The sequence below is a fragment of the Clostridium ljungdahlii genome (assembly GCF_001636845.1).
Classification (GTDB): Bacteria; Bacillota; Clostridia; order Clostridiales; family Clostridiaceae; genus Clostridium_B; species Clostridium_B ljungdahlii_A.
In genome coordinates this window covers 431,469-454,015 of record NZ_LITT01000011.1, presented here as the reverse complement: position 1 = coordinate 454,015, position 22,547 = coordinate 431,469, and the positions used below count along the sequence as shown (strand labels likewise).

Sequence of the window (22,547 nt, the reverse complement as noted above, 5' to 3'; positions counted from 1 at the left end):
TTATAGAAACTAAATTATTTAGAGTACAAGACGCTGCTGAATAATTTAGTTTTTTATAACACATTAAATAACTGTAAGCATAGTATATGTAATGGGAAATCAAATCCCTAAAATCTTAATAGGAGATGTTTAAATTGGCACTTTCAGCAAGTTTTGATACACCTCAATCTGGTAGTGTTAGTCCTGTAGCTATAAGCGGAACTGTTCCTGCACAATCTCAGTTATATGCGTATGTTACAATTAAAGTTTCTAGCACTAATCCTAGTTCTGCAAGAAGTCAACTGTATTCTAATGTACAGTATTTTAATAATACAACTTTTACAGCAAAAGCATTTACAGCTACAGCTAATATAACCGTTGTACCAAAAGTTCGAACTATAGATACAGTTACAATTTCTAATATTGACTGGGTTGTAGAATAGTATTATTAAAATTTTAAATTTGTTGGAGCCATTTTATTTTGGCTCCATTTAATAATAAAAAGGAGGAATAGATTTGCCAAGTATGATAATTGCAGCCGATAAAAGTCTTACTGTAACCAATAAATTGCCAAAGGAAAATATAAATTCTGATTATATAAAGATAGGATATTATCACAAATTTAAATATATTAGTTATCTGTCTTTTGACATTTCTAATATTCCTTCCAATGCTAAAATTTTAAATGCAGAACTTATATTATTTAAAACAAATAATTTTTATGAAGGCAATAATAAAAAACTAATCATTTACCAATTAAAGGACTATTTTAGCAGCTATACAACTTATGATAATCGTCCAAAAATAAAAAAAGATATAAAAGAAACTTTTTGTCCGTTTACTTCAAAAGTTTATGTGGCAGTAGACATTACAAAATTTGTATTATTATGGGCCAAATCAAAATCGATTTGTACGGGAATAATGTTGACTAGTAAATCTGATTGCCTTCTTTCATCATTTGCTTCTTCAAAAAACGATGATAGTTACAATTACCCTTTTATTAAGCTTAAATACAAGACATACTGTAAAAATTGTTGCAGTGAAAAAGTTACTATAAGAGAAGTTAATGTTAAGGGAACTGTTTCACCTGAATCAAAATATGAAGCAGTTGTGGATGTTCAAGTGAAAAGACATAAAAGTAATGATATAGAAAATTATTATATTACTGATGAATATGATAATTCATCAGGCATTAAACCCCTTCATATAGATAAAAATTACAAAGTTGTTATTATCCCAAAAGAAAGAAAGGGTGATACAGAAGAGGTTCATTTGTATGGTTCTTATAAGGAAGACAAAAAAATGTAAAATTAAAGTGTATAGGCATATTAAATTAGCCAGGTATGCTAGCTAATTTAATTGCTATAATTAACAAATGAAAAGTGTGACAATTAATGTCGTTTTATTTTTTAAAAATAATAATCCATTCTCATTTAGCTCCATATATACTTTTCTGAGTATATTCTTTTTATAAAATCTAACTATTTTCCCTTTGAAATTATTTTATATATTAATTTTCATTTATACACCTTCATTAAAATTTACATATTATATATCGGTGTATATAGTATGTAAATAAAAATATCTAACTATTTCAATATTCTATACCTAGGGGGAATAAATGTGAACAATGAAATAAGTTTATGTATGATTGTAAAAAATGAAGAGAAATATTTGCCAGCATGTCTTGAAAGTATTAAAGATATTGTTGATGAAATAATTATTGTTGATACAGGTTCTACAGATAAAACGGTGGAGATTGCACAAAATTATGGTGCTAAAGTTTATTATTTTAAGTGGAATAATAATTTTAGTGAAGCCAGAAATGTTTCATTAAAATATGCTACCAAGGATTGGATATTAATAATGGATGCAGATGATGAATTACAACCTAAATATAGAGATAATTTTAAATTGTTATTAAATAGTAAATTAGATGACAATGCAGTTTATTTTTTTGAAACATTGAACTATTGTGGGGATAAACCTGATGATAATTGTATTACCATAAATTTGAATCCACGAATGTTTAAAAATGGTCGTGGATTTCATTATGAAGGAGAAATCCATAATCAGTTAATATATCCACATAACGAATATAATGCAATTTATAATGCTGTAAAAATATATCATTATGGATATTTGAATGACAATATAATATCTAAAAACAAGAGAAAAAGAAATATATCAATTTTAAATAAGCTGATCGAAAAAGATCCTGGTAATAAATTTAATTACTTCAATTTAGGCAATGAATATACAGCCTTAGATGATCCAAAAAAAGCACTTGAATATTATTATAAAGCTTATGAAAATTTTAACCCTAATGCAGGATTTAGTCCGTTATTGCTTTTAAGAATAGTCATTTCTAATTATAATATACAAGAATATACTAAAACATTAAATTTTATTGATATTGCTGTTAAATATTACCCTAAATTTACCGATGTATATTTCTTTAAAGCTCTTGTTTACAAAAATTTAGGCAGAGTTACACTTCAGATAAAAGCTTTGAAAAAATGTGTAGAAATTGGAGAGCCACCTTCACAATTAAAATTTTTTTATGGGAATGGAAGTTTTAAAGCATATTTTGAATTAGGTAACATTTATATGAACTTCAAAGATTATGATACTGCATATGATTATTATATTAAATCTCTTAAATCGAAGCCGGATTTCATTGATCCAATATATTGTATTGCCCATATATTAAAAGAAAAGAATACTAACTCTGTTGAATTTAAAAATACAATAGAAAAATTTTTCCATGATTCTATTAAAGCTTATCCTATTATTGCTGATATATTTTATAAAGAAGGACTTTATAAAATATCATTGGAATATGTCGAAAAATGTGAAGAAGCAAAAATATTTACAGATTCTATTAATATGCTAAAAGCGGAATGCCTTATAAGGACTGGCGCTTTTGATGAATGTATTAATATGGATTCTATAAAGGTTGAGTCGTCTTTTTATACGCATTTTTCCATGTATAGGGTTTTAAGCTGTATATTAAGCAGTAAAATTGATTATGCTTCATCTATATTGAGCAGTTTTGAGAAAAATACCTTATCAGATAATGATAAAAAATTATTTAAAGTATATTCTGAACTAGTAAAATTATTTAAAAATGAACCAACAGAAATTATATCTGAAAATGAAAGCCAAATAGAATATGCTATAATTCTTGAAATTTGTGAGATATTGCTTATAAATATGAAATTTGATGAATTAAAGATAACTGTAAATTTATTCAATTTAATAGACAATAAATATGCACTCCTTTACCTTGGAAAGCTATATAATAATTATGGCTTTGTTGATCTTGCTAGAAAAGAAGTATTGAGGTCTATAAAAGAATTTACTATATATGATAATGAAGGTCTTGACATATTAAAAGTATAAAATTTGCTTGACAAATCGAGACTACAAATGTAGTATGATATTAAAGACTACACTTGTAGTACGAAAGGAGGTGAAAAAGTTGAACAAAATACCTAAAATATCGGATTCAGAATGGGAAGTTATGAAAGTCTTATGGAAAAAATCACCCCTTACTTCCAGCGAAATTATTGAGATTTTAAAGGAGCATAGTTCGTGGAATCCCAAAACTATTCATACTCTTATTAGCAGACTGGTAACTAAAGATGCTATCAATGTAAAAAAAGATGAACCTCTTTATTTATATTCCCCTAATATATCCGAGAAAGAATGTAAAAAAGTGGAGACAAAATCTTTTATTAAAAAGGTCTATGACGGCTCAATCAATTTGCTGGTTTCCAATTTTATAAAAGATGAAAAATTATCCGAGAAGGAAATAGAAGAATTAAAACAAATATTAGATGAAAAAAAGAAGTAGGGGGCAATTTTTATGCAGCTTTCTTATATATTTAAAATGGTTGTGTTATCGTCAGTTGTAGGTAGTATAGTTACAATTATAATTCTTGTTTTAAAAAATTTATTAAAAAATAAACTTAATGCTTCTTGGCAATATTTTATATGGTTTTTGCTTATCATTAGATTGATTATACCTACTGGATTTGATACCCCGCTAAGTAAGTTTAATGTATTTGCAAATGCCACTCAGAAAATTCAGACATCTCAAAATATAGTTACAAATACTAACTATGAAGAAAATAATATTAAGAGTGATAGTCAAATTTCGAAATCTGATTTGGAAAAAAGAAATGACTTCAAAGAAACAAAAGTTAAGGATTTTAATTACTATTTTAACGCAGCAAGTGTAGTATGGGCATTAGGTGTTATCCTAATTTTGTCTATTATATTATCTATGAATGGAATATTCTTTTTAAAGGTAAGAAAGCAGTCTTATTGTGAAGATATAGATACAATTACAATTTTAAAAAAATCTAAATCTATTATGAATATTTCTAGATCCATACCTATTATTTATGATAAATATGTAAAGACTCCTTCACTTTTTGGAGTTGTTAATCCTAAGATTTTAATTGATTCGGATTTAGTGCAGAAACTTTCTTTTGAGGAAAAAAAGTGTATTTTTTTGCATGAACTTTCTCATTTTAAGAGAAAAGATATCTTTGTAAACTGGATAACATTGCTTTTAGAAATAATTAATTGGTTTAATCCTGTAATATGGTTTGCTTTTAGCAAGATGAGGGAAGATTCTGAATTAGCCTGTGATGCTCATGTGTTGTCCTATTTAGGGGAAGAAGAGCAGAACAAATACGGTGAAACTATTATAAAACTTGCTCGATTTGTTTCAGGTATTAAGTCGGTTCCTGGAACTAGTGGAATAATTAAAAAAGGGTCAAATATAAAGAGGAGGGTAATTATGATAAAAAATTTTAAGAAACATCCGTTTAAATGGATAGGAGTACCTGTTTCAATTTTAGCTGCTGTGTGCATGATTGGTATAACTAATATACCTGCCCAAGCTATGGAATTAAAAACTAATGATGAAGTATTAAAACCAAAAGAGAGTAAAATAAATTATCCCAATATAGCTAAGGAAGTTTCAACTGGAAGTTCACAAACTACGACTTCCAATAATAAAAAAGAAACTAAAAGTGGATCATTAGAAACAGATCAAAGTAAAACAAATTATGTAAATGTAGTAAAAAGTTTTTTACCTAAAAATGCACAAATTGTAACTTGGGGTAATACCAAAGAAGAGGATAATGTTTTTTTAAGGGATCTGGATGGGGATGGCACGAATGAAATTATTACTTCATATAAGTTAAATGAGAAAAATGAAAAAATAAATGTAATGGCTTTAAAAAAAGTAGGGGAAAATTGGACTAAGATTTTGGATGAGCCTGGAGAAGGTTTTAAAATAGACTTTGTACAGACAGCAGATATAGACGGTGATGGAGAAAATGAAGTACTTTTGGGCAGAAGAATTGGTGGAACTACAGGACAACTTTCCGTTTATAAATGGAATAATAATGCCTTAGGTAAAATATCAAATGAAGATATATATTATTCTAAACTAGACATAGTAGATGTCCCAGGAGAAAATATGAAGGCAATAGCTGTATGGAACCATGATACGGGAGATGCCTATATGGTTGATGTATTAAAGTGGAATGGAAAAACTTTTAAATCAGCAGAAGACCTCTATCCTAATTACTTTAAGCAGTCAGTGGTTCCTTACTATGAACAAAAAGTAAAAGAAATGCCTAAAATAGGATTTTACTGGTACTATCTAGGAGATTCACAAATAAAAGCAGGAGATAAAGAATCAGCAATAAAATCCATAGAAGAAGGTTTGAAATTAAATACAGGTTATCCGTCCCAAGAAGAATTTAACAAACTTAAAGAAAAAGCTTCTAAATAGATACTAAGTGAAAAGTTGATATATACTCGGGAATAAGAGGGTACATTTTCGAGTATATATTCAATTTTACGTATACTTTTATTCAAAGTAAGTTTGAGCTTTAGGAGGATTCATAGTAGTAAATGGTAGAAAGTATAGACAGAGAAGAAAGATTGATAAAAAAACAAAAATTGAAAATTAATAAAAAGAAAGCAGTAAGGTCTCTTTGTATATTAGTTTTATTTATATATGCTTTACACGTAATATGGGTACATTTTTTAGTTAATAGATATAATAAACTCATATATCCAGGAGTTAAAGTTGAAGGTGTAAAATTAAGTGGAAAAACGAAAGAGGAAGCAGCAGACACCTTAAAAAGCAAATATATAAATAAAATATTGAATAAGAACATAATAATTAGAATTGAAAGCAAAATGTATACAATAAATTATTCAAAGTTAAATATAAATTATAATGTAGATGACACTGTAAAAGATGCATTTAACTATGGAAAAAGTGGAGATGTGTCTTACAAATACAAGATCATAAGCAGCGGTAAAGAAAAAAATTTTTCTCTAGAATACAGTTATGATAAAAAGGAAATTGAAAAAACTATATCAAAAATTGAAGGTGAATGTGATAAAAAACAAGTAAATGCAAGTATGACTAAAGACAAAAACGATAAATTTCAAATTACTAAAGAAAAAATAGGATATGAGGTTGAAAAGGACAAGCTTCTTAAAGATATTGATAGGGAAATAGGTAATAGGGATATTAAGGACATTATAGTTGATGTTAAAATAAAAAAAGTGGAGCCTGCTATAAAAAAATCAGATTTACAAAAAATAGATACAAAAATATCCAGTTTTGCTACGGATTTTTCTTCTTCTACAGCAAACAGAGTTAATAACATACAGGTAGCTTCTAAAGCATTGAATGGAACTGTTGTTATGCCAAATGAAACTTTTAGCTTTAACAAAATAGTAGGAGAGAGGACAGCAGAAAGAGGATATGAAGCTGCACACGTTATTGTAGGTGATAAAGTGGAATCTGGTCTAGGAGGAGGAGTGTGTCAGGTATCAAGTACTCTTCATAATGCTGTAGTAGGATCAGGCATAGTGCCCACAGAAAGAGACCACCACAATATGCCTGTAAGTTATGTAGGTATTGGAATGGATGCTACTGTGGATTATGGAAACATAGATTATAAATTTAAAAATACACTGGGGTATCCCATATATATAGAATGTACTACTGATGATAAGAAACTTGCATTTAATATTTATTCAAACTCTAAGTTGACAAAAAAGACCTATAAGCTTGTAAATAGTGTAAAAACAGTAAATAGATCTGGCAAGGATGTATGTGAGGCAAAAGCGTATAAAGTTACTTATGAAGATGGAAAAGAAATTTCAAGATATGAGATAAACAGTGATTGCTATGTAAAATGAGATAGGTTGATATATTATTTTAGATATAGTAATATATAAGATATATTATAGAAAGGGCAAGGTATGTAATTAATGAAGATTAACTAATTCAGCGTTTTTTAAACAAATTGAATTTTATTTTAAGGCTTTTTGTGCCTTTATTTTTGCTGGGTTAGTTTAAATGAAATAATAATTACTATAGATGTTTATGCTTTTTTGGCATAGCTATATACTTATGGATTCATTTATCTTTCCGGCGTTTGCAAAGGAGAGATTTTTTTATGCTTATTTTAGAAGCTGTTAATTTGAAAAAATATTATGGAGATAGATTAATCATATCTACCAATGATTTAAAAATACTAAGAGGAGATAAAATTGGTATTGTAGGAGAAAACGGTGCAGGTAAAACTACACTTTTGAATATCTTATCAGGAGAGACAGATGCAGATACAGGTGTTATTAAAAGGTATTGTTCTGCAGCATATATAAAGCAATTTTCAGATGAAAATGTGAATACGCAAGGTAAGCTTTTTAAAGAATTTGGAGTCAATGATAAATTTGATCGTCAGAAGGCAAGTGGAGGTGAACGTGCTAAGCTTATTATTGCAGCTGAGTTAAGTAAAAACAGTTCTTTGCTTCTGGCAGATGAACCTACATCCAATTTAGATTATAAAAGCATTAAAGTACTGAAAGAAAAGTTGAGTAAGATAGAAACTATTGTGTTAATAAGCCATGATAGAGCTTTTATGGATGCCATATGTAATAAAATTATTGAAGTAAAAAATGGCAAACTTTCCTTTTACGAAGGAAACTATTCTTTTTACAGAAAGCAAAAGAATTTAAAAATAAAGAGACAGAAGATGGAATATGAAGAATATATAATGGAAAAAGCAAGACTTGAAAAAGCAACAAGAGATGTACAGAGTAAATCAAAATCTATGAAAAAAACTCCAAAGAGAATGGGAAATTCCGAAGCAAGGCTTCATAAACGTGCAGTCAATGAAAAAAAGAAAAAATTAGATGGTGCAGTAAAGGGAATAAAATCCCGCATTGAAAAGCTGCAAGTTAAGGAAAAACCCGATAAAATTTTAAAAGTAAAAATTGATTTTTCTTTAACCAATCCTCCACAAAATAAAATTATTATGTCTAGTTATAACTTTTGTTTTAAATATAATAGAAATGAGATTTTTCATAATGCTAAATTTAAAGTTTATAATGGAATGAAGACAGCAGTTGTAGGAGATAATGGCTCTGGAAAAACTACTTTATTAAATCTTATAAATAGGAAAAGCCATCAAATTTACACTGTGCCAAAAGCAGTTATTGGGTATTTCCATCAGAATTTTGAAGATCTTGATTTTGATAAAACTGTACTCCAAAATGTTATGGTTAGTGGCGTTCAAAGTGAAAGCTGTGTGATGACAATTTTGGCAAGATTATTGATTTTTGGTGATACAGTGCATAAAAAGGTTGGAGTTTTAAGTGGTGGAGAGAAAATAAAGGTTTCTTTTGCAAAACTTTTTGCGTCAAAGGCAAATGTACTGCTTCTTGATGAACCTACAAACTATCTTGATATGCAGTCTATTGAAGCACTAGAAGATTTCCTAAAAAGTTATGAAGGAACTGTACTCTTTGTATCTCACGATAGAGCTTTTATAAATTCTGTAGCAGATAGACTTCTTATAATTGAGGATAAAAAGATAGTGGAATTTGAAGGTAATTTAAAAGAATTTGAAGAAAGTAAAAAAGTATCAAAAAACCAAGGAAATATATATATAGAAAAATCAATTTTACAGATGAAACTTACGGAAATTGTCTCTAGAATGTCCTTAAAAAATTGTGATAAAGAGGTACTGGAAAAAGAATACCAAAATGTTGTAAAAGAATTAAATAGGCTGCAATAATGTAGTAATATGGAGTGAAAATATTTATAATTAAAGTAAAATGTAGGAAAATTAATTGCAAAATTTCCTAAATACTATAATTATAGAAAAGGAGCAGAATGTTATATGGTACAAACAAAAAGAAGAGATCAAATATTAAAAGAAGATAAATGGAAGGTAGAGAAAATATATAAAGATATAGAAAACTGGAAAAAGGATTTTGAAAAGTTAAAATCCATGGCACCAAAATTAAGTGAATATGCTGGTAAATTATCTGAAGGCAAGAAGCTTTTAGAATATTTTAAGCTGGATGAAGAAGTTTCAAGATTAGCAGGAAAACTAGCTGTTTTTGCACACATGAAAAATGATGAAGATACGGCTAATCCTACTTTTCAAGTTTTAAGAGATAAAATATATGCATATAATGCTGAAATAAAAAGCATGGAAGCATTTTTTATTCCTGAAATATTGAGTTTACCAGAAGGAACTATAGATAAATTTATGAGAGCTGTTCCCGAATTAAATATGTATAAGTTTTTACTAGAAAGAATTTTGAAAAAGAAGCCTCATGTTTTAAGTGTGGAGCAGGAGGAAATTATAGCTTCAGTATCAGATTGTCTAAATGCCCCAGAGAAAGTGTACAGTATGTTATCTAATGTAGATATGACTTTCCCCAAAATAAAGAATGAGAGGGGAAAAAGAGTTGAGCTTACCGATGTAAATTATTCAACTTTTATAAGATCTAAAAAGAGAACTGTTAGAAAAGAAGCCTTTAAAGCCTTATTTAACACTTACAAAAAATATAAGAATACTTTAGCTGCATCCCTTACCTCAAATATTAAAAATTTTGTTTTTATATCAAAAACTAGAAAGTATAAAAGTTCAATGGAATGTTCATTAAAACCTAATGATATTCCTTTAGATGTTTATAATAATACTGTTGCTACTATAAATAACAATTTAAAATCACTGCACAGATATGTAAGCATTAAAAAGAAACTTTTAGGACTTGATAAAATGCATATGTACGATTTATATGTTCCACTAATAGACACTGTAGAAGAACATATGGAATATGATGAAGCAGTAAAAATAGTAAAAGAAGGATTAAAGCCTTTAGGAGAAGAGTATTTAGATATATTTGATGAAGGAATAAAGGATAGATGGGTAGATGTATATCCAAACAAAGGTAAAAGAGGAGGAGCTTATTCCACAGGGAATTATGATACTATGCCTTATGTGCTTCTAAATTATGACTATAAGCTTACAGATGTTTCTACTTTAGCACATGAAATGGGTCATTCCATACATTCCTATTATTCGAGAAAAAATCAACATTATATATATTCAAATTATTCTCTTTTCTGTGCAGAAGTGGCTTCCACTACTAATGAAAGCTTATTGATACATTATTTAATTGACAACGAAAAGAATGAAAAAAGAAAGCTTTATCTCATAAATCAAGAATTAGAGCAAATTAGGACTACCGTATTCAGACAGGTTATGTTTGCTGAATTTGAAAAAGTAACTCATGAAAAAATAGAAAATGGAACACCACTTACAGGAGAAGATTTATGTAAAATTTGGAGAGAATTAAATGTAAAATATTTTGGACCAGATATGGTTGTAGATGAGGAAATAGATATAGAGTGGTCAAGAATTCCTCATTTCTATTGGGATTTTTATGTATATCAGTATGCTACAGGCTATGCAGCAGCACATTCTTTTGCTAATGCAATATTGAAAAATGGAGAAAAGGCCGTAGAATCTTATAAGGGATTTTTGAAGAGTGGATCCAGTGATTATCCAATAAATGTATTGAAAAAAGCAGGGGTGGATATGACTGCACCTAAGCCTTTAGAGGATACTATAAAGAGGTTTGATGAATTATTAGATATGTTAGAAACTGTGTAAAGTGAAAAGGTTGAACTTTTTATAGACGTATTAAGGAGTTTGAGGTTAATATATAGTTTTGAATTATATTTAGGAAAATAAGTTATCAAGGTAGCAAGAGTGTTACTACCTTGATAACTTAATAGTTGATTTTTGTAAAATATTGTTAAGCTATGATGCCTTTAACTCCGAATATAGGTTGCATAAAAGGTATTTTTGCCTTTTGATAAACATTTATATCACCAACAACCTTTAAATCTTTTAAAACAAATACCTTGATATCTTGATATTTATAAATATCATATAGTTCCTTGTCTAAAACTTCAGTTTCAAATAAAACCTTAATTTTAAGAGTTCTGACGGTAGTATTACAATTTCCACAATCGCAATTTATTGATGTTTTTTTAACGCATACTACAAAGCATAAATTTTCACCCTGAACATAATTCAAAGCCTTGTCATCAATTTTTACCATAATGTATCATCTCCCAACTAATTTTATAATAAATTAAATTACATACGCATTGCCATTGGAAGCATGAATAGTACTATGTTTATAATACCTAGTATTACTATTAAAACACTATATACTATTGAAGTTCCTAAGGACTTATTGTTCTTACTACCATAATTACTCTTAGCAAGTCTATATGCAGTATATATTGAACCTATAGTTCCAAGAGCAATTAAAAGATACTGAAGGACTTGTATTGTTGGAGTATCTAAAATTGCTGTTGAACCCTGCATTTCTATGCCAAATAGCCCCATAAAGGTAAATAATATTGATTTGCCTTCTGCTAGTAGATGGAAAAGGTTATGGGCTATATGAGCAGACAGATCTAGTGGGATGATGGCATATCCAAATTTAGCAAAGTTTTGTTTAATAGAATCTCCATTAAATTTTTTAGCAATTAATCCTGTTGTCGTTAACATTAGTATAGGAATTAACATTGCTATAATAAATGTTATAGTAAAGGTTACATAGTAGCTTGTAGTTCCAGTTATATGTTCAAGCCAACTTAAGATACCATTCCATATATCAACCATGGTAATATTTTGTACAAATACAATACCCATAATTACAACAGCAAGGAAGGATTCTTCAAGTTTTGGCTTGCGAATAAACCACAACTCTCTAGTAGGTACACGTTGTGATATTCTTATAGAGTCATTAGGACAATTCTTTACACAGTTTCCACAAAAATTACATTCTGCATTGGTTTCCATAGCCCTTGGGAACTCAAACATAGGACACCCAGCAGCTTTATCACTGCCTTTGTAACAAGCTAAGGCCTTACATTTAGCACACTTTTCAGGAGTAGCTCTAAGTTCCATCATTCCTGTTCTAGTATAGTTACCAGATAATCCACCTAAAAAGCATAAATATCTACACCAAGTTCTACGTTCAAATATTGCACCAGAAAGTACTACACCAGTGGTAATTAGTAACAATAGTGTTCCAGAACCTCTAGGTGATTCAACAACTCCAAAAACATGGTCACTCCAAGTTATTGCAATAAACGTTGCATCTATAATCCATATTCCATATTTTTTTAAAAACTTAGGAACTGGATGGTTATTTCCAACAAATTTTTGAACAACATCGTTAAGAAGTCCAAAAGGACAGATAGCACACCAAAATCTGCCTAATAGGAATAACATAATTGGCAGTATAGGCCACCATAATACCCATGTACCCGCAGTACCAAAATTATCATGGGCTTCAGCTGGTCCAAAGAGTAGTTGATATACGATAAATGCAAAAACTATTGCTACTGGCCATTGAAAGATACCAGGATACCACTTGCTTTTAATAAAGCTTGCAAATTTTTTATTATTTAAAAGATTTCTATCATCTGATGAGGATGTTTTTTCTTCATCAACTAAAGGTTTCTTTTTTTCTGACATAAAACATTACCTCACTTTTTATGCTTTTATAGTTTTTTTCTTCTTTTTCTTTGTAATCCCAGCAATCACTATTATTAAAGTAATTACAACTAAGAAACCTCCAACAACAAACCAGTTAGGTCCAGAACTTATTACGTCTACATTAAAATCAGCCATTTTTTCTCCATTACTTGCCATAAAGTTTGTTTTAACTTTCCATTTGCCTTTATCGCTAAATTTTACAGTACCAACATATTCACCATCTTTATAGCCTTTTTTGAATTGAACAATATCAGACTTTGAGCTATCCATATTCATATCACTCATACTGTCTTTATCCATTTCTACGGATACGTTCACGTTAGCATTGACTATAGGTTTATCTTTATCATCATACAGTTTCAATGTTAACTTATTTTCACCTGTTTTTACCTTATCTTCTGTGAAAGTGAGAGTTGCTTTAACACCATCAACCTGCTGCTCTATATTTTTTCCACCGCCGGCAGCTAATACTGATGTAGATAAAGTTAGAACTAGAGCTGAAATAATTGATAGTCTTTTAATTAATTTGTTTTTCATTTTTTATCCTTCCTTTACTTTAGTGTAGTATTTTATCTTTGGAAAATTGGCAACATAAAAAGAATTACGTCACTATATTTACATTAGAATTCTTGGGGAAAAGTTTCTTTAACTTAGGCAAGATAAATCTATCAAGGCCGAATAGGTAAGCATTTGTTCCAGCTGCCATAAGTAAAATTGCTACAGTATATAAATTAGGATTTGTACTAGTTGTACCAGCTAACATATAATTTAAATTCATAAATGCCCCAGCAAGTAGACCAACAATTGTTAGAGCACCAAGAATCAATGAAATACCTACTAATACTTCACCAAAAGCTACCATGTAGCTAAAAATTTTTGCATTCGGCAGAGCAACATTTTGAACGAAGCTAGCATACCAACCTTGTACTAAGGGATGATCTCCAGTAGCCTTAGCTAGTGCTCCTTTAAGAAAACCTGTAATTGCTACTCCAGCTTTACTTCCTACCCAAGTTGGATTAGATACTTTTTCAATACCTGAGGATATCCATTCATAACCAAGCCAGATTCTAAGCACTGTCCAAAGAACAGCAAATCTTTTGTCACGGAAAAATTTCATCTTTATACACACTCCTATATTTTAGTTATAAATCAAAGTTACAGAAAATAGTCACTATAATGAGTTCTCTACCTTAGGACTATAAAAATCTAAAACATAATCCACTAATATAATTAAGCTTTGCTTGTACGCTGAGTCTTTTAAATTCTCAATAGAAGATTTAGCAACATATGCAAATTGAAATCCCTCTTCAATAGTTACATTTTTCATTGCAGCGTGATCTTCATCGATATAATCATCTAGTATTTGATATGCCATACCAAGGTTTTCACCGTATTTAGAAAGCATATTGCATTCTTTTTCACTTGCTCCGACTATACTTCCTCCAAGACTACAACAGGCACTCATAAAAGCTGCTGTTTTTCCTAAAATTATTTTCGAATAAGTTTCCCGATCTGGAGAAGTATTGTTAGCATTTAATATTTCAGCCATAGACATTGTTTCAGTAACTCTTCCTATTACCTGCGCAAATTCTCTTGGCAGAGTATCTGAGAAAATAGTAAAGGCTCTTGAGTACAAAGCATCACCAGCAAGCACTGCTATTTTATTTCCAAAGGTTTTATTTAAGGTTTTTTGACCGCGCCTTAGTAAGTCACCATCTATGATATCATCATGAATTAGACTGGCACTGTGAATAAGCTCAATACCTATTGCTAGCTGAATTAAGCTATGTTTTGCAGATGGTGTAAGTTCACTACTAATAGCACCTGCAGATAAAAATGTTAATGTAGGTCTTAGACGTTTGCCCGGAATTGAAAAAAAGTAACTAAATATATCTTTTTTGATAGTCTCATCTAATTCTGTTGCAACGTTTTTTAATTCTAATTCAAATTGATTGAGTTCTTTTATTATTGGAATTGAAATTTCATCGAATCTCATTTTTTCACCACCTATATATTCTAATTAAGTAAGTTGATGTATAATTGATTTTTTATATCCCGACTACAATTGTTATTATAGAGATTTGCTGTGAAGAAAATATGAAGATATTTATTAAAAGCCAAAAATCTATAAAATAAGTTAAAACTCGAATTTAGTCATGAATTTTATAACTAAATTCGGGTTTTAAATTAGAAAAACCTACAATTGTATTTAAATTCTCCGATATAACCGATAGCTGACTAGGAGTTAAGTTAACACCAGTTTTTATTTTAAATATTATATTGGATATAAATCCAATATAATATTTCTATAGGATCTATTTTTTGACTCCGTAATGAATAGAAGCAATTCCACTGGTTAAAGATATATATCCAGTTCTTATAAAACCAGTATCATCAAATAAAAGCTTCAACTTTTTTTTCGGCATAAAATTCTTAATAGAATCTTTAAGGTAAGCATATGCTCCTTTGTTTTTTGTGCCTATATATCCAATAGTAGGTAGAACAAAAGTTAGATATACAGAATGAAGCTCTTTGAGAATAGGAAGTTCTGGATTAGATAGCTCAAGGCAAACTAATTTTCCACCAGGCTTTAAAACTCTATACATTTCCGACAATGCTCTATTTTTATCCTTAACATTTCTAAGGCCAAATGCAATTGTTACACAGTGAAAACTGTTATCTTCAAAAGGCAATTCTAAAACGTTACCTTTTATTAATCTAAAATTATAAGCCTTTATGTTTTGATTAAGTCTTTTATATCCAACATCAATCATTTCTTGATTGAAATCGAGTCCTATAACTTCAGTATTTTTCCCTACTTTTCTGCAGGCATAATTAATCATCTGTCCTGTACCACAGCATAAATCTAAAACTTTGCTATCGACTTTTAGATCACACACTCTTATAGCTTTCTTTCTCCACACTTTATCTATATTAAAAGTTAAGATTGAATTCAACTTATCATAGTTTTCTGCAATAGAGGAGAAAATGTTTTGTACATCTATAGTATTATTCATCATGTGAAGTATACCTCTTTTCATAACTGAATTTAAAATATTCTACAGATTATTTTAAATCTAAATTACATCTTTGTTATTAGCATTAGTTTTTTTAGTATCGCAGCAACTTCCTTTTTTATTACTACCCATCATCATTGGCATCATAAAAATCATCATTATTGGACACAAAAATGGTGCTATTTTCCCAAGTGTATTACCAGCACTAGGACTAAATCTTGTTATTACTGGTAATAATCCTATAATAATTATAGGTAATCCACAGCAGATAACCATATGCAACATATGCTTTAATGGACTATGATTTTGTTTTCCTTGTTTTTCTTTGTTATCTTCATGACAATTCATACTTATCCCTCCAAAATGTTTTTTTAAATTTAGAAAATAATTATATTCTAATTAAACTATATATTGTGTATATAAAGAAGTTATGAAGAAATTCAAAATCTATAAAAATTTATTATTGTATATATTTTATATAAGACCAAAATACTACATTAGTGGAAACAAGACGAATATTGTTAAATCCCAAATGGCATGGGATATAAGTACAGGAATAAGGCTCTTCTCTTTTTTGTAAAGCCACCCCCAGAATAATCCACATACTAAAGCTGCTATAATTAGCATAAAGTTGCCGGTAACAATATGCACACCTGTATATAATAAAATAGATATTAAATACCCTTTGGTATCTCCTAACTTTTTACCTAAAGTATTTTGTATAAACCCTCTCCAGTATAGCTCTTCTCCTGGACCAATTATAAAAAATAGCAATAAGCTTATCAGTGTTAGATTAGCATTTGATTTATTACTATAAACTGATGAGATTTGAGTATCTTTGAATGGAAACAAATATCCTGATATAATATTTCCTACATAAAATATTCCATACAAGGCTACCGCAGAGATTACTCCAATTAAAATATGTCTCGGTTTTATTTTTCCAAAGTGGAATATATCTCTATCAGCAAAGAATGCCATTAATATTAATATTAATATTGATACACTCATTTCTATCCAAAAGTTAAAAGGCTTTATAACAAACATTAAGTACCATAAGATTGCTGCTGAAAATAATGTAAAAGTTAAGTATTTATAATTTTTATTGTTCAAGACAATGCCTCCCTCAATTTTGTATTACTTACGGTGTTTTTAAGTTTTTATTTTCTTCTATAGAAATTTTTAAGTTATAAAGATTTTCTATTAAATAGACCTGGATTTTATTTTATAGAAGAAAATAGTAGTGAAATAATAAGGATAGCTCCAAATTGTGCTTGTAGTTTTGCTGTTTCCTGGTCAAGAGCTTTTAACCCAGAAGCAGAACCATTGGATATACGCAATTTATTTATGTTTTTTAGTGCTGTTGGCAATGTAATTAGACAAAGTAAACTCCAAATAGGGGTAACTCTGTAATAAGTCATAGCTAAAACAGAAATATAGGATAAATAAACTAAACCATAATAAATATAGCAGGCATTAGCTCTTCCAATAATTATAGATAGAGTTTTTATTCCAGCTTTTTTATCATGATAAATATCCCTAATATCATTTGCGTGCAAAATTGCTGTAGTTAAAAGTCCAACTGGTATAGATAACAAAAGTACGTTAGTGCTAATTCTTTGAGTTTGTACAAAATATCCACCTAAGACCATTAGAGGGCCAAAGATTATAAATACTAAAGGAGCACCTAAACCTCTATATTTTAGCATAAGTGGCTTTCCTGTGTATGAATAACCACTTAAAGCTCCTATAGCCCCTAGAATTAGAATAAAAGGTCCTTTTTTGAAAGCTAGAAATAATCCGATGATGCAGCCTAAAGCTAAAACTAGACGCCCACCTTTAGATATTTCTTTAGGAGTTAACAAATTTTCTAAAATAACACCATTAGAAGAGCTTGAATCTTTTGTATCAACTTTATTTATAAAATCATCATAGTCATTAAGCATATTTACTGAAGCTTGTAAAAGTACAGCAGCAAATAGGGAAAGTAGGTAGTACATTAACTGAAATTTTGATTCTTTTGCAGCAAATATAGCACCTATTGTAACTGGAATTATAGAAGCAGTTAAGGAAAAAAGCCTTGCAGCTCTTAACCATATTTTTATTTTTTGTTTCATCTTTTTTTATCCTCCTCATATATTTGTTGCCACTAAGATTATAGTGTTTTTATCAAGTGATTCTTAGACTCAGGTGGAGTTTGCTTATGAGGAATACCTCTCCCATCTGAGTCTTGGAAGAACTTATCCAGGGGCGTATCAGCCGTTATGCACAGCATAAGAACTCTAAATCGCTTTCGCTGTGTGTGATGGGAGTGTTACGGATGGTAGCCATCGGATAAAATAGTAGATTTAAATTATTGATTTATATATACTATAGATTAAGAATGTGAAGATTTTATAAAGATTTTATAGGAATAAAAAATATCCAAATGAGAGAGGTTACTGTAATTTTTATATAGTTCTATAATCTACATAAAATCTTTACAAAATTCAGTTATTATATAAAAATAATATAAAAATAAGTTCAAGAATTTGTTAGTTTTTAACAATATAAAATTGAGGTGAGTAGCATGAATAAAATTTTAATAATAGAAGATGAGGAAAGAATATCCAATGTGCAAAAGGCATATTTAGAAAAGGAAGGCTATGAGGTACATACCTCAACTACAGGATTACAGGGTTTAGAGCTATTTGATTCAATTGAATTCAGTTTGGTAATACTTGATCTAATGCTGCCAGATATTCAAGGAGAGGAAATATGCAAAATTATAAGAGGTAAATCTGATGTACACATATTTATGGTTACTGCTAAATCTGCATTAGAAGATAGAATAGAAGGTCTTAATACAGGTGCAGACGAGTATTTAGTTAAACCTTTTAGTCCAAGAGAACTGGTTGCAAGAGTTAATTCTCTATTTAGAAGATTAGATTCAAACAATAGTTCAGTTTTATCTTTTGATAATGAAAATATCCAAATTTACAAGGATAGTAGAATTGTGAAAGTTAGAGGACAAGAAATACCACTTACCCCTAATGAATTTGATATTTTATATGTTCTTGCAGCGAATAAAGGAAAAGTTCTTACTAGAGAACAATTAATTGATAGGGCTTTTGGTATGGATTTTGAGGGGTTTGATAGGACAGTAGATGTTCATATTAAAAATATAAGAAAGAAGATAGAGGAAGACAGCAAAAATCCTAAGTATATTTTGACGGTTATAAGGCTGGGATATAAGTTTGGTGGTGACAATTGATGTATAGTATTAGGCGAAAGCTAAGCATTATAATTTTAGTTTGCTCCATATTAGCTGCACTATTAACTGCTATCTTTGTAAATATCACAATAAGCAATAAATTTAGTGAATATATGGTGAATACCCAGAATAAAAGAAATGATAGAATAGTACAGTATTTCCAAGAGGTTTATAAAAGAGATAAAAAATGGACAGCAACTTCAGGAAGTGAAATGAAGCATGAGGCATATATGAGTAATTACTGCATAACTCTTTTAGATTCAAATAAAAAGTTGGTTTGGATGATGGATCCAAATGATATTAAAGAAAAAGAACATTTTAAATCCTTAGATGGTAAAAATGGAGTTTTTACCACAAATAGTTTCCAAATTAAATATAATGGCGATGTTGTTGGATATGTACAGATAGGTCAATATTCTTCAATATTATTATCTGCTGATGATGTAAATTTTAAATTATCCATTAACAAAGGAATTATTGCTAGTATTTTTTTAAGTCTTCTTATTGTAATAATTATTAGCCTGTATATTTCAAAGCAGTTTTCAGTACCTATTAGAGATGTATCAAATGTATCGGTAAAACTATCTAATGGAGATTATAATTCTAGAACTAATATAGACACAGACATATTAGAGATTGAGAAACTTAAGATCAGTATAAATACGTTAGGAGAAAAACTTAATCATCAGGATTTACTAAGAAAAAGGCTAGTTTCTGATATATCGCATGAAATAAGAACTCCACTTAATATTCTTCAAAATAACTTAGAAGCCATGATTGATGGAATTTTTCCAGTAAATACAGAACAGTTAATAGGTTTAAATGATGAGGTTATCAGGTTTGGAAAACTTTTAAATAACCTAAATACCCTAAAGGAATTTGAAGCAGAGACAATTTCTATTAATAAAGAGAAGATCTTATTAGATGAATTGTTATCTGCAGTATGTGATGATTTTTCAATTGCATTAAAAGAGAAAAATATAGAACTAATCTATAATATAAGACCAGATAAGGACTATAGTATAATTGGTGATGTAGATAAATTAAAACAGGTATTTATTAATCTTTTATCTAACTCAGTAAAATTTTCAAATTATGGAGGAAAAGTTTGGATTAACTTAACTAGAGATAAAGAAAATATTATTGTCAGTATAAGAGATACTGGGATTGGAATTAGCAAGGAAGATTTACCTTTTATATTTGAAAGACTTTATAGAGGAGATAGGAGCAGAAATAAAATTGAAGGAAGCGGAATCGGATTAACCATAGTAAAGGATATTTTAACTCTACATTCAGCTTCTATTACTGTTGAAAGTGAAGTAGGTAAAGGATCTACATTTACTATACGTTTTATGAATTAATAAAAAAGGGACCTCCTTGTGTTATGTATTTTGTAAAAAAGCTATAGCACAAAGAGGTTTTAGTATTACTTTATTTAATATATGTTTGCCTAATATTTTCTAGGTTAGCTTTTTTGATATCATCCACCACTTCAATAATACCTAACAACTATAAGAGGTTTAAACTCATAGCCAATGCCCTTGATTGTAGCACTTTGATTTTTACTAATTACCATTGCAGTATTAGCTACAGTTTCAGCTGGAACCTTGCTTAGATCACTTCCATATATGCTTTGATTTTGTTATTTAGTTGATGAATTACCACCAGGTGCTACTGCACCACCGCTGCAGCAATTTGGGCCGCCAACTGGTGGAGCTGAAGGATCTGGCTTAGATGTATCAACAGAATCTAAGTTATCTACTACTCGAATTACACCATTTATCATTCCCATCCAACAGCTGAAGTTTATATCTTTGTCCTCTGGTGTAAACTCTATTACATTTTTACCATTATCCAACTGCTTCTTTATATTTAATGATGGTACTACAATTGCATTGTTGCAGGAATTTATTTGTTTTCCATCTATTATCCACTTAACAGGAATACCTTTCTTTACATACAGTACATTAGGTGTATACCCATTTCCATCTGCAGTCATATTCACTACCTGAACTCCGTCCTTTAAAATAGCTTTAGTGCTATTTGCCGCAGAAGCAGCAAGGGATTGATTGGTGCCAGGCAAAAGAGAAGCTACAGATGAAACAACATTTATTCCAGCTAAAGACAGTCCTCTATTACTCATAATTAATCCTAGAACAATTACAAGGACTCCACTAAATTTTAAAATCTTTTTTGTGTACCCTTTGCTTAATAGGCCAGAAACTGCACCGAAAGTTAACATTAAAGGCACTGTACCTAATGCAAAGATGAACATAGAAAGAGCACCTTTAGCAGCGCTGCCTGTACCAAGAGCATACAGCTGCATAGTTTGAAGAGGTCCGCATGGCATTAAACCATTTAAAATACCTAACATAAATGGAGTTTTAGGCTTATTCTTTACGGAACAAAAGGACCAAGGTAGTTTTATTTGCAGTTTTCTAAATAAAGAAAAACCAGCCATATTAAATCCCATGATGATCATAAATAAACCAGCAAACAGTTGAAGAGCAGCTTGAGTTTTTATAGATAGTGAAAGTACGGAACCCAAGGCACCAATAATTCCACCTAGAATTGTATATGATATTACTCTCCCTACATTATAAAGTATTGCAGGTTTAATTGCCTGAAATTTATTGGTACTTTCATTAGATAAGCTTTGAGAGAGCATTATTCCACCGCACATTCCCACACAGTGTATGGAGGTGAGAACTCCAACTACAAAGAGTACAAAATAGGTTGCTCCTTTAAGCATATTGTTCATATCGAAACCACCAGTAGAATTACCTATAAAAATAATAGCAATCGCTACCATTAGTATACCAGCAAATCCGAAGTTAGAGGAGTTTTCAGTACTATAACCAGCACTATTTATACAATCTTTTATATCCTTTAGACTGCAAAGTTCAGAATCATATTCTATGTCGACAAATTGACCACTATAGTTGGCTTTTGCATTAAAAACTCCTACTAATTTTTTTAATGCTCTTTCTATGGCTTTTTCACAAGATGTACAAGTCATATTATATACTTTTAGTCTTATATTTTTTATACTCATAAATTCACCTCATCAGTATATTATTATTGTTATTTTATAAGCTGTGTACATGGGTACAGTCCTCACGGTATGAAGTGAAAACTTGAATCAGATGGAGTTCCAAACTCCACATGATTTTTAGTTGAACGAATCCAGGGACGTAGCTACTCTTTACTTCCACTTTGAAGAAGATGGGAGTATTAGAGCGGGTAGTCATCGGATAAATACATTTAATAGATATAATATTACATAATAGTTGTGTAGAAGTTATGAAGATTTATATAAAAATATTTACGTACCAAAACTTGTTTTAAATAAATTTTTTAAATTAT

The 22,547-nt window shown here is 29.6% G+C and carries 19 protein-coding genes and 1 pseudogene; 10 read left to right on the top strand and 10 right to left on the bottom strand.

Going from position 1 to position 22,547, the window contains the following annotated elements; all coding sequences use genetic code 11:
• Nucleotides 1-134 precede the first annotated feature (134 nt).
• The 8 genes from WY13_RS07405 to pepF all read left to right on the top strand — a co-directional run bounded on the left by WY13_RS07405 (nt 135) and on the right by pepF (nt 11,003).
• On the top strand, nt 135-422 hold the full coding sequence (locus WY13_RS07405) for a hypothetical protein (protein WP_063555048.1): 288 nt from the start codon (nt 135-137) through the stop codon (nt 420-422).
• An 82-nt stretch (nt 423-504) separates the two neighbouring features.
• Entirely contained in the window at nt 505-1,287 is a 783-nt protein-coding gene (locus tag WY13_RS07400; protein ID WP_242866371.1) for a DNRLRE domain-containing protein, read from the top strand.
• Nucleotides 1,288-1,602: 315 nt separating this feature from the next.
• On the top strand, nt 1,603-3,384 hold the full coding sequence (locus WY13_RS07395) for a tetratricopeptide repeat-containing glycosyltransferase family 2 protein (RefSeq protein WP_063555046.1): 1,782 nt from the start codon (nt 1,603-1,605) through the stop codon (nt 3,382-3,384).
• 79 nt (nt 3,385-3,463) lie between these two features.
• Entirely contained in the window at nt 3,464-3,838 is a 375-nt protein-coding gene (locus WY13_RS07390; RefSeq protein ID WP_082848427.1) for a BlaI/MecI/CopY family transcriptional regulator, read from the top strand.
• A 12-nt stretch (nt 3,839-3,850) separates the two neighbouring features.
• Nucleotides 3,851-5,797, top strand: coding sequence for a M56 family metallopeptidase (locus WY13_RS07385; RefSeq protein WP_063555045.1), 1,947 nt, complete (start codon nt 3,851-3,853; stop codon nt 5,795-5,797).
• Between the two features lie 122 nt (nt 5,798-5,919).
• Nucleotides 5,920-7,227, top strand: coding sequence for a VanW family protein (locus WY13_RS07380; RefSeq protein ID WP_063555044.1), 1,308 nt, complete (start codon nt 5,920-5,922; stop codon nt 7,225-7,227).
• Between the two features lie 260 nt (nt 7,228-7,487).
• On the top strand, nt 7,488-9,110 hold the full coding sequence (gene abc-f / locus WY13_RS07375) for a ribosomal protection-like ABC-F family protein (protein ID WP_063555043.1): 1,623 nt from the start codon (nt 7,488-7,490) through the stop codon (nt 9,108-9,110).
• Between the two features lie 105 nt (nt 9,111-9,215).
• A complete protein-coding gene (gene pepF / locus WY13_RS07370; RefSeq protein ID WP_063555042.1) occupies nt 9,216-11,003 on the top strand; it encodes an oligoendopeptidase F in 1,788 nt (595 codons plus the stop codon).
• Between the two features lie 145 nt (nt 11,004-11,148).
• On the opposite strand, the gene WY13_RS07365 is transcribed toward pepF, so the two are convergent.
• The 9 genes from WY13_RS07365 to menA form a co-directional block, all read right to left on the bottom strand.
• Complete coding sequence (locus WY13_RS07365; protein ID WP_063555041.1) at nt 11,149-11,457, bottom strand: hypothetical protein; 309 nt, start codon at nt 11,455-11,457, stop codon at nt 11,149-11,151.
• 38 nt (nt 11,458-11,495) lie between these two features.
• Nucleotides 11,496-12,890: a 4Fe-4S binding protein gene (locus WY13_RS07360; protein ID WP_063555040.1), complete on the bottom strand. Its 1,395-nt coding sequence runs from the start codon at nt 12,888-12,890 to the stop codon at nt 11,496-11,498.
• An 18-nt stretch (nt 12,891-12,908) separates the two neighbouring features.
• Nucleotides 12,909-13,448 (bottom strand): FixH family protein, encoded by a 540-nt coding sequence (locus WY13_RS07355; RefSeq protein ID WP_063555039.1) that lies wholly within the window; start codon nt 13,446-13,448, stop codon nt 12,909-12,911.
• A gap of 64 nt (nt 13,449-13,512) precedes the next feature.
• A complete protein-coding gene (locus WY13_RS07350) occupies nt 13,513-14,028 on the bottom strand; it encodes a DoxX family membrane protein (RefSeq protein WP_063555038.1) in 516 nt (171 codons plus the stop codon).
• A gap of 54 nt (nt 14,029-14,082) precedes the next feature.
• The gene (locus WY13_RS07345) at nt 14,083-14,907 is read right to left on the bottom strand and encodes a polyprenyl synthetase family protein (RefSeq protein ID WP_063555037.1); all 825 of its coding nucleotides are present in this window, start codon (nt 14,905-14,907) and stop codon (nt 14,083-14,085) included.
• 319 nt (nt 14,908-15,226) lie between these two features.
• Nucleotides 15,227-15,931: a bifunctional demethylmenaquinone methyltransferase/2-methoxy-6-polyprenyl-1,4-benzoquinol methylase UbiE gene (gene ubiE / locus WY13_RS07340; RefSeq protein WP_063555036.1), complete on the bottom strand. Its 705-nt coding sequence runs from the start codon at nt 15,929-15,931 to the stop codon at nt 15,227-15,229.
• A 57-nt stretch (nt 15,932-15,988) separates the two neighbouring features.
• Nucleotides 15,989-16,276 carry a hypothetical protein gene (locus tag WY13_RS07335; RefSeq protein ID WP_063555035.1) on the bottom strand — a complete coding sequence of 96 codons (288 nt, stop codon included), beginning with the start codon at nt 16,274-16,276 and terminating at the stop codon, nt 15,989-15,991.
• Nucleotides 16,277-16,420: 144 nt separating this feature from the next.
• Nucleotides 16,421-17,047: a type II CAAX endopeptidase family protein gene (locus WY13_RS07330; protein WP_063555034.1), complete on the bottom strand. Its 627-nt coding sequence runs from the start codon at nt 17,045-17,047 to the stop codon at nt 16,421-16,423.
• 101 nt (nt 17,048-17,148) lie between these two features.
• Entirely contained in the window at nt 17,149-18,045 is an 897-nt protein-coding gene (gene menA / locus WY13_RS07325; RefSeq protein WP_082848425.1) for a 1,4-dihydroxy-2-naphthoate octaprenyltransferase, read from the bottom strand.
• Between the two features lie 452 nt (nt 18,046-18,497).
• Between menA and WY13_RS07320 the strand changes: the two genes are divergently transcribed.
• Both WY13_RS07320 and WY13_RS07315 read left to right on the top strand, forming a co-directional pair.
• Nucleotides 18,498-19,181, top strand: a complete 684-nt coding sequence (locus WY13_RS07320) for a response regulator transcription factor (protein ID WP_063555033.1) — start codon at nt 18,498-18,500, stop codon at nt 19,179-19,181.
• The gene (locus tag WY13_RS07315) at nt 19,181-20,542 is read left to right on the top strand and encodes a sensor histidine kinase (RefSeq protein WP_063555032.1); all 1,362 of its coding nucleotides are present in this window, start codon (nt 19,181-19,183) and stop codon (nt 20,540-20,542) included. Before WY13_RS07320 ends, WY13_RS07315 begins: the two co-directional genes overlap by 1 nt.
• Nucleotides 20,543-20,685: 143 nt before the next feature.
• On the opposite strand, the pseudogene WY13_RS07310 reads toward WY13_RS07315, so the two are convergent.
• Nucleotides 20,686-22,236: pseudogene (locus tag WY13_RS07310) on the bottom strand (sulfite exporter TauE/SafE family protein); the annotation flags it as partial.
• Nucleotides 22,237-22,547 lie beyond the last annotated feature (311 nt).

Excerpts from the sequence above, each read along its gene's own strand:
- WY13_RS07400 (WP_242866371.1), top strand. The coding sequence starts at position 505 with ATGATAATTGCAGCCGATAAAAGTCTTACTGTAACCAATAAATTGCCA.
- WY13_RS07385 (WP_063555045.1), top strand. The coding sequence starts at position 3,851 with ATGCAGCTTTCTTATATATTTAAAATGGTTGTGTTATCGTCAGTTGTA.
- WY13_RS07380 (WP_063555044.1), top strand. The coding sequence starts at position 5,920 with ATGGTAGAAAGTATAGACAGAGAAGAAAGATTGATAAAAAAACAAAAA.
- abc-f (WP_063555043.1), top strand. The coding sequence starts at position 7,488 with ATGCTTATTTTAGAAGCTGTTAATTTGAAAAAATATTATGGAGATAGA.
- pepF (WP_063555042.1), top strand. The coding sequence starts at position 9,216 with ATGGTACAAACAAAAAGAAGAGATCAAATATTAAAAGAAGATAAATGG.
- WY13_RS07365 (WP_063555041.1), bottom strand. The coding sequence starts at position 11,457 with ATGGTAAAAATTGATGACAAGGCTTTGAATTATGTTCAGGGTGAAAAT.
- WY13_RS07360 (WP_063555040.1), bottom strand. The coding sequence starts at position 12,890 with ATGTCAGAAAAAAAGAAACCTTTAGTTGATGAAGAAAAAACATCCTCA.
- WY13_RS07355 (WP_063555039.1), bottom strand. The coding sequence starts at position 13,448 with ATGAAAAACAAATTAATTAAAAGACTATCAATTATTTCAGCTCTAGTT.
- WY13_RS07350 (WP_063555038.1), bottom strand. The coding sequence starts at position 14,028 with ATGAAATTTTTCCGTGACAAAAGATTTGCTGTTCTTTGGACAGTGCTT.
- WY13_RS07345 (WP_063555037.1), bottom strand. The coding sequence starts at position 14,907 with ATGAGATTCGATGAAATTTCAATTCCAATAATAAAAGAACTCAATCAA.
- ubiE (WP_063555036.1), bottom strand. The coding sequence starts at position 15,931 with ATGATGAATAATACTATAGATGTACAAAACATTTTCTCCTCTATTGCA.
- WY13_RS07335 (WP_063555035.1), bottom strand. The coding sequence starts at position 16,276 with ATGAATTGTCATGAAGATAACAAAGAAAAACAAGGAAAACAAAATCAT.
- menA (WP_082848425.1), bottom strand. The coding sequence starts at position 18,045 with ATGAAACAAAAAATAAAAATATGGTTAAGAGCTGCAAGGCTTTTTTCC.
- WY13_RS07320 (WP_063555033.1), top strand. The coding sequence starts at position 18,498 with ATGAATAAAATTTTAATAATAGAAGATGAGGAAAGAATATCCAATGTG.
- WY13_RS07315 (WP_063555032.1), top strand. The coding sequence starts at position 19,181 with ATGTATAGTATTAGGCGAAAGCTAAGCATTATAATTTTAGTTTGCTCC.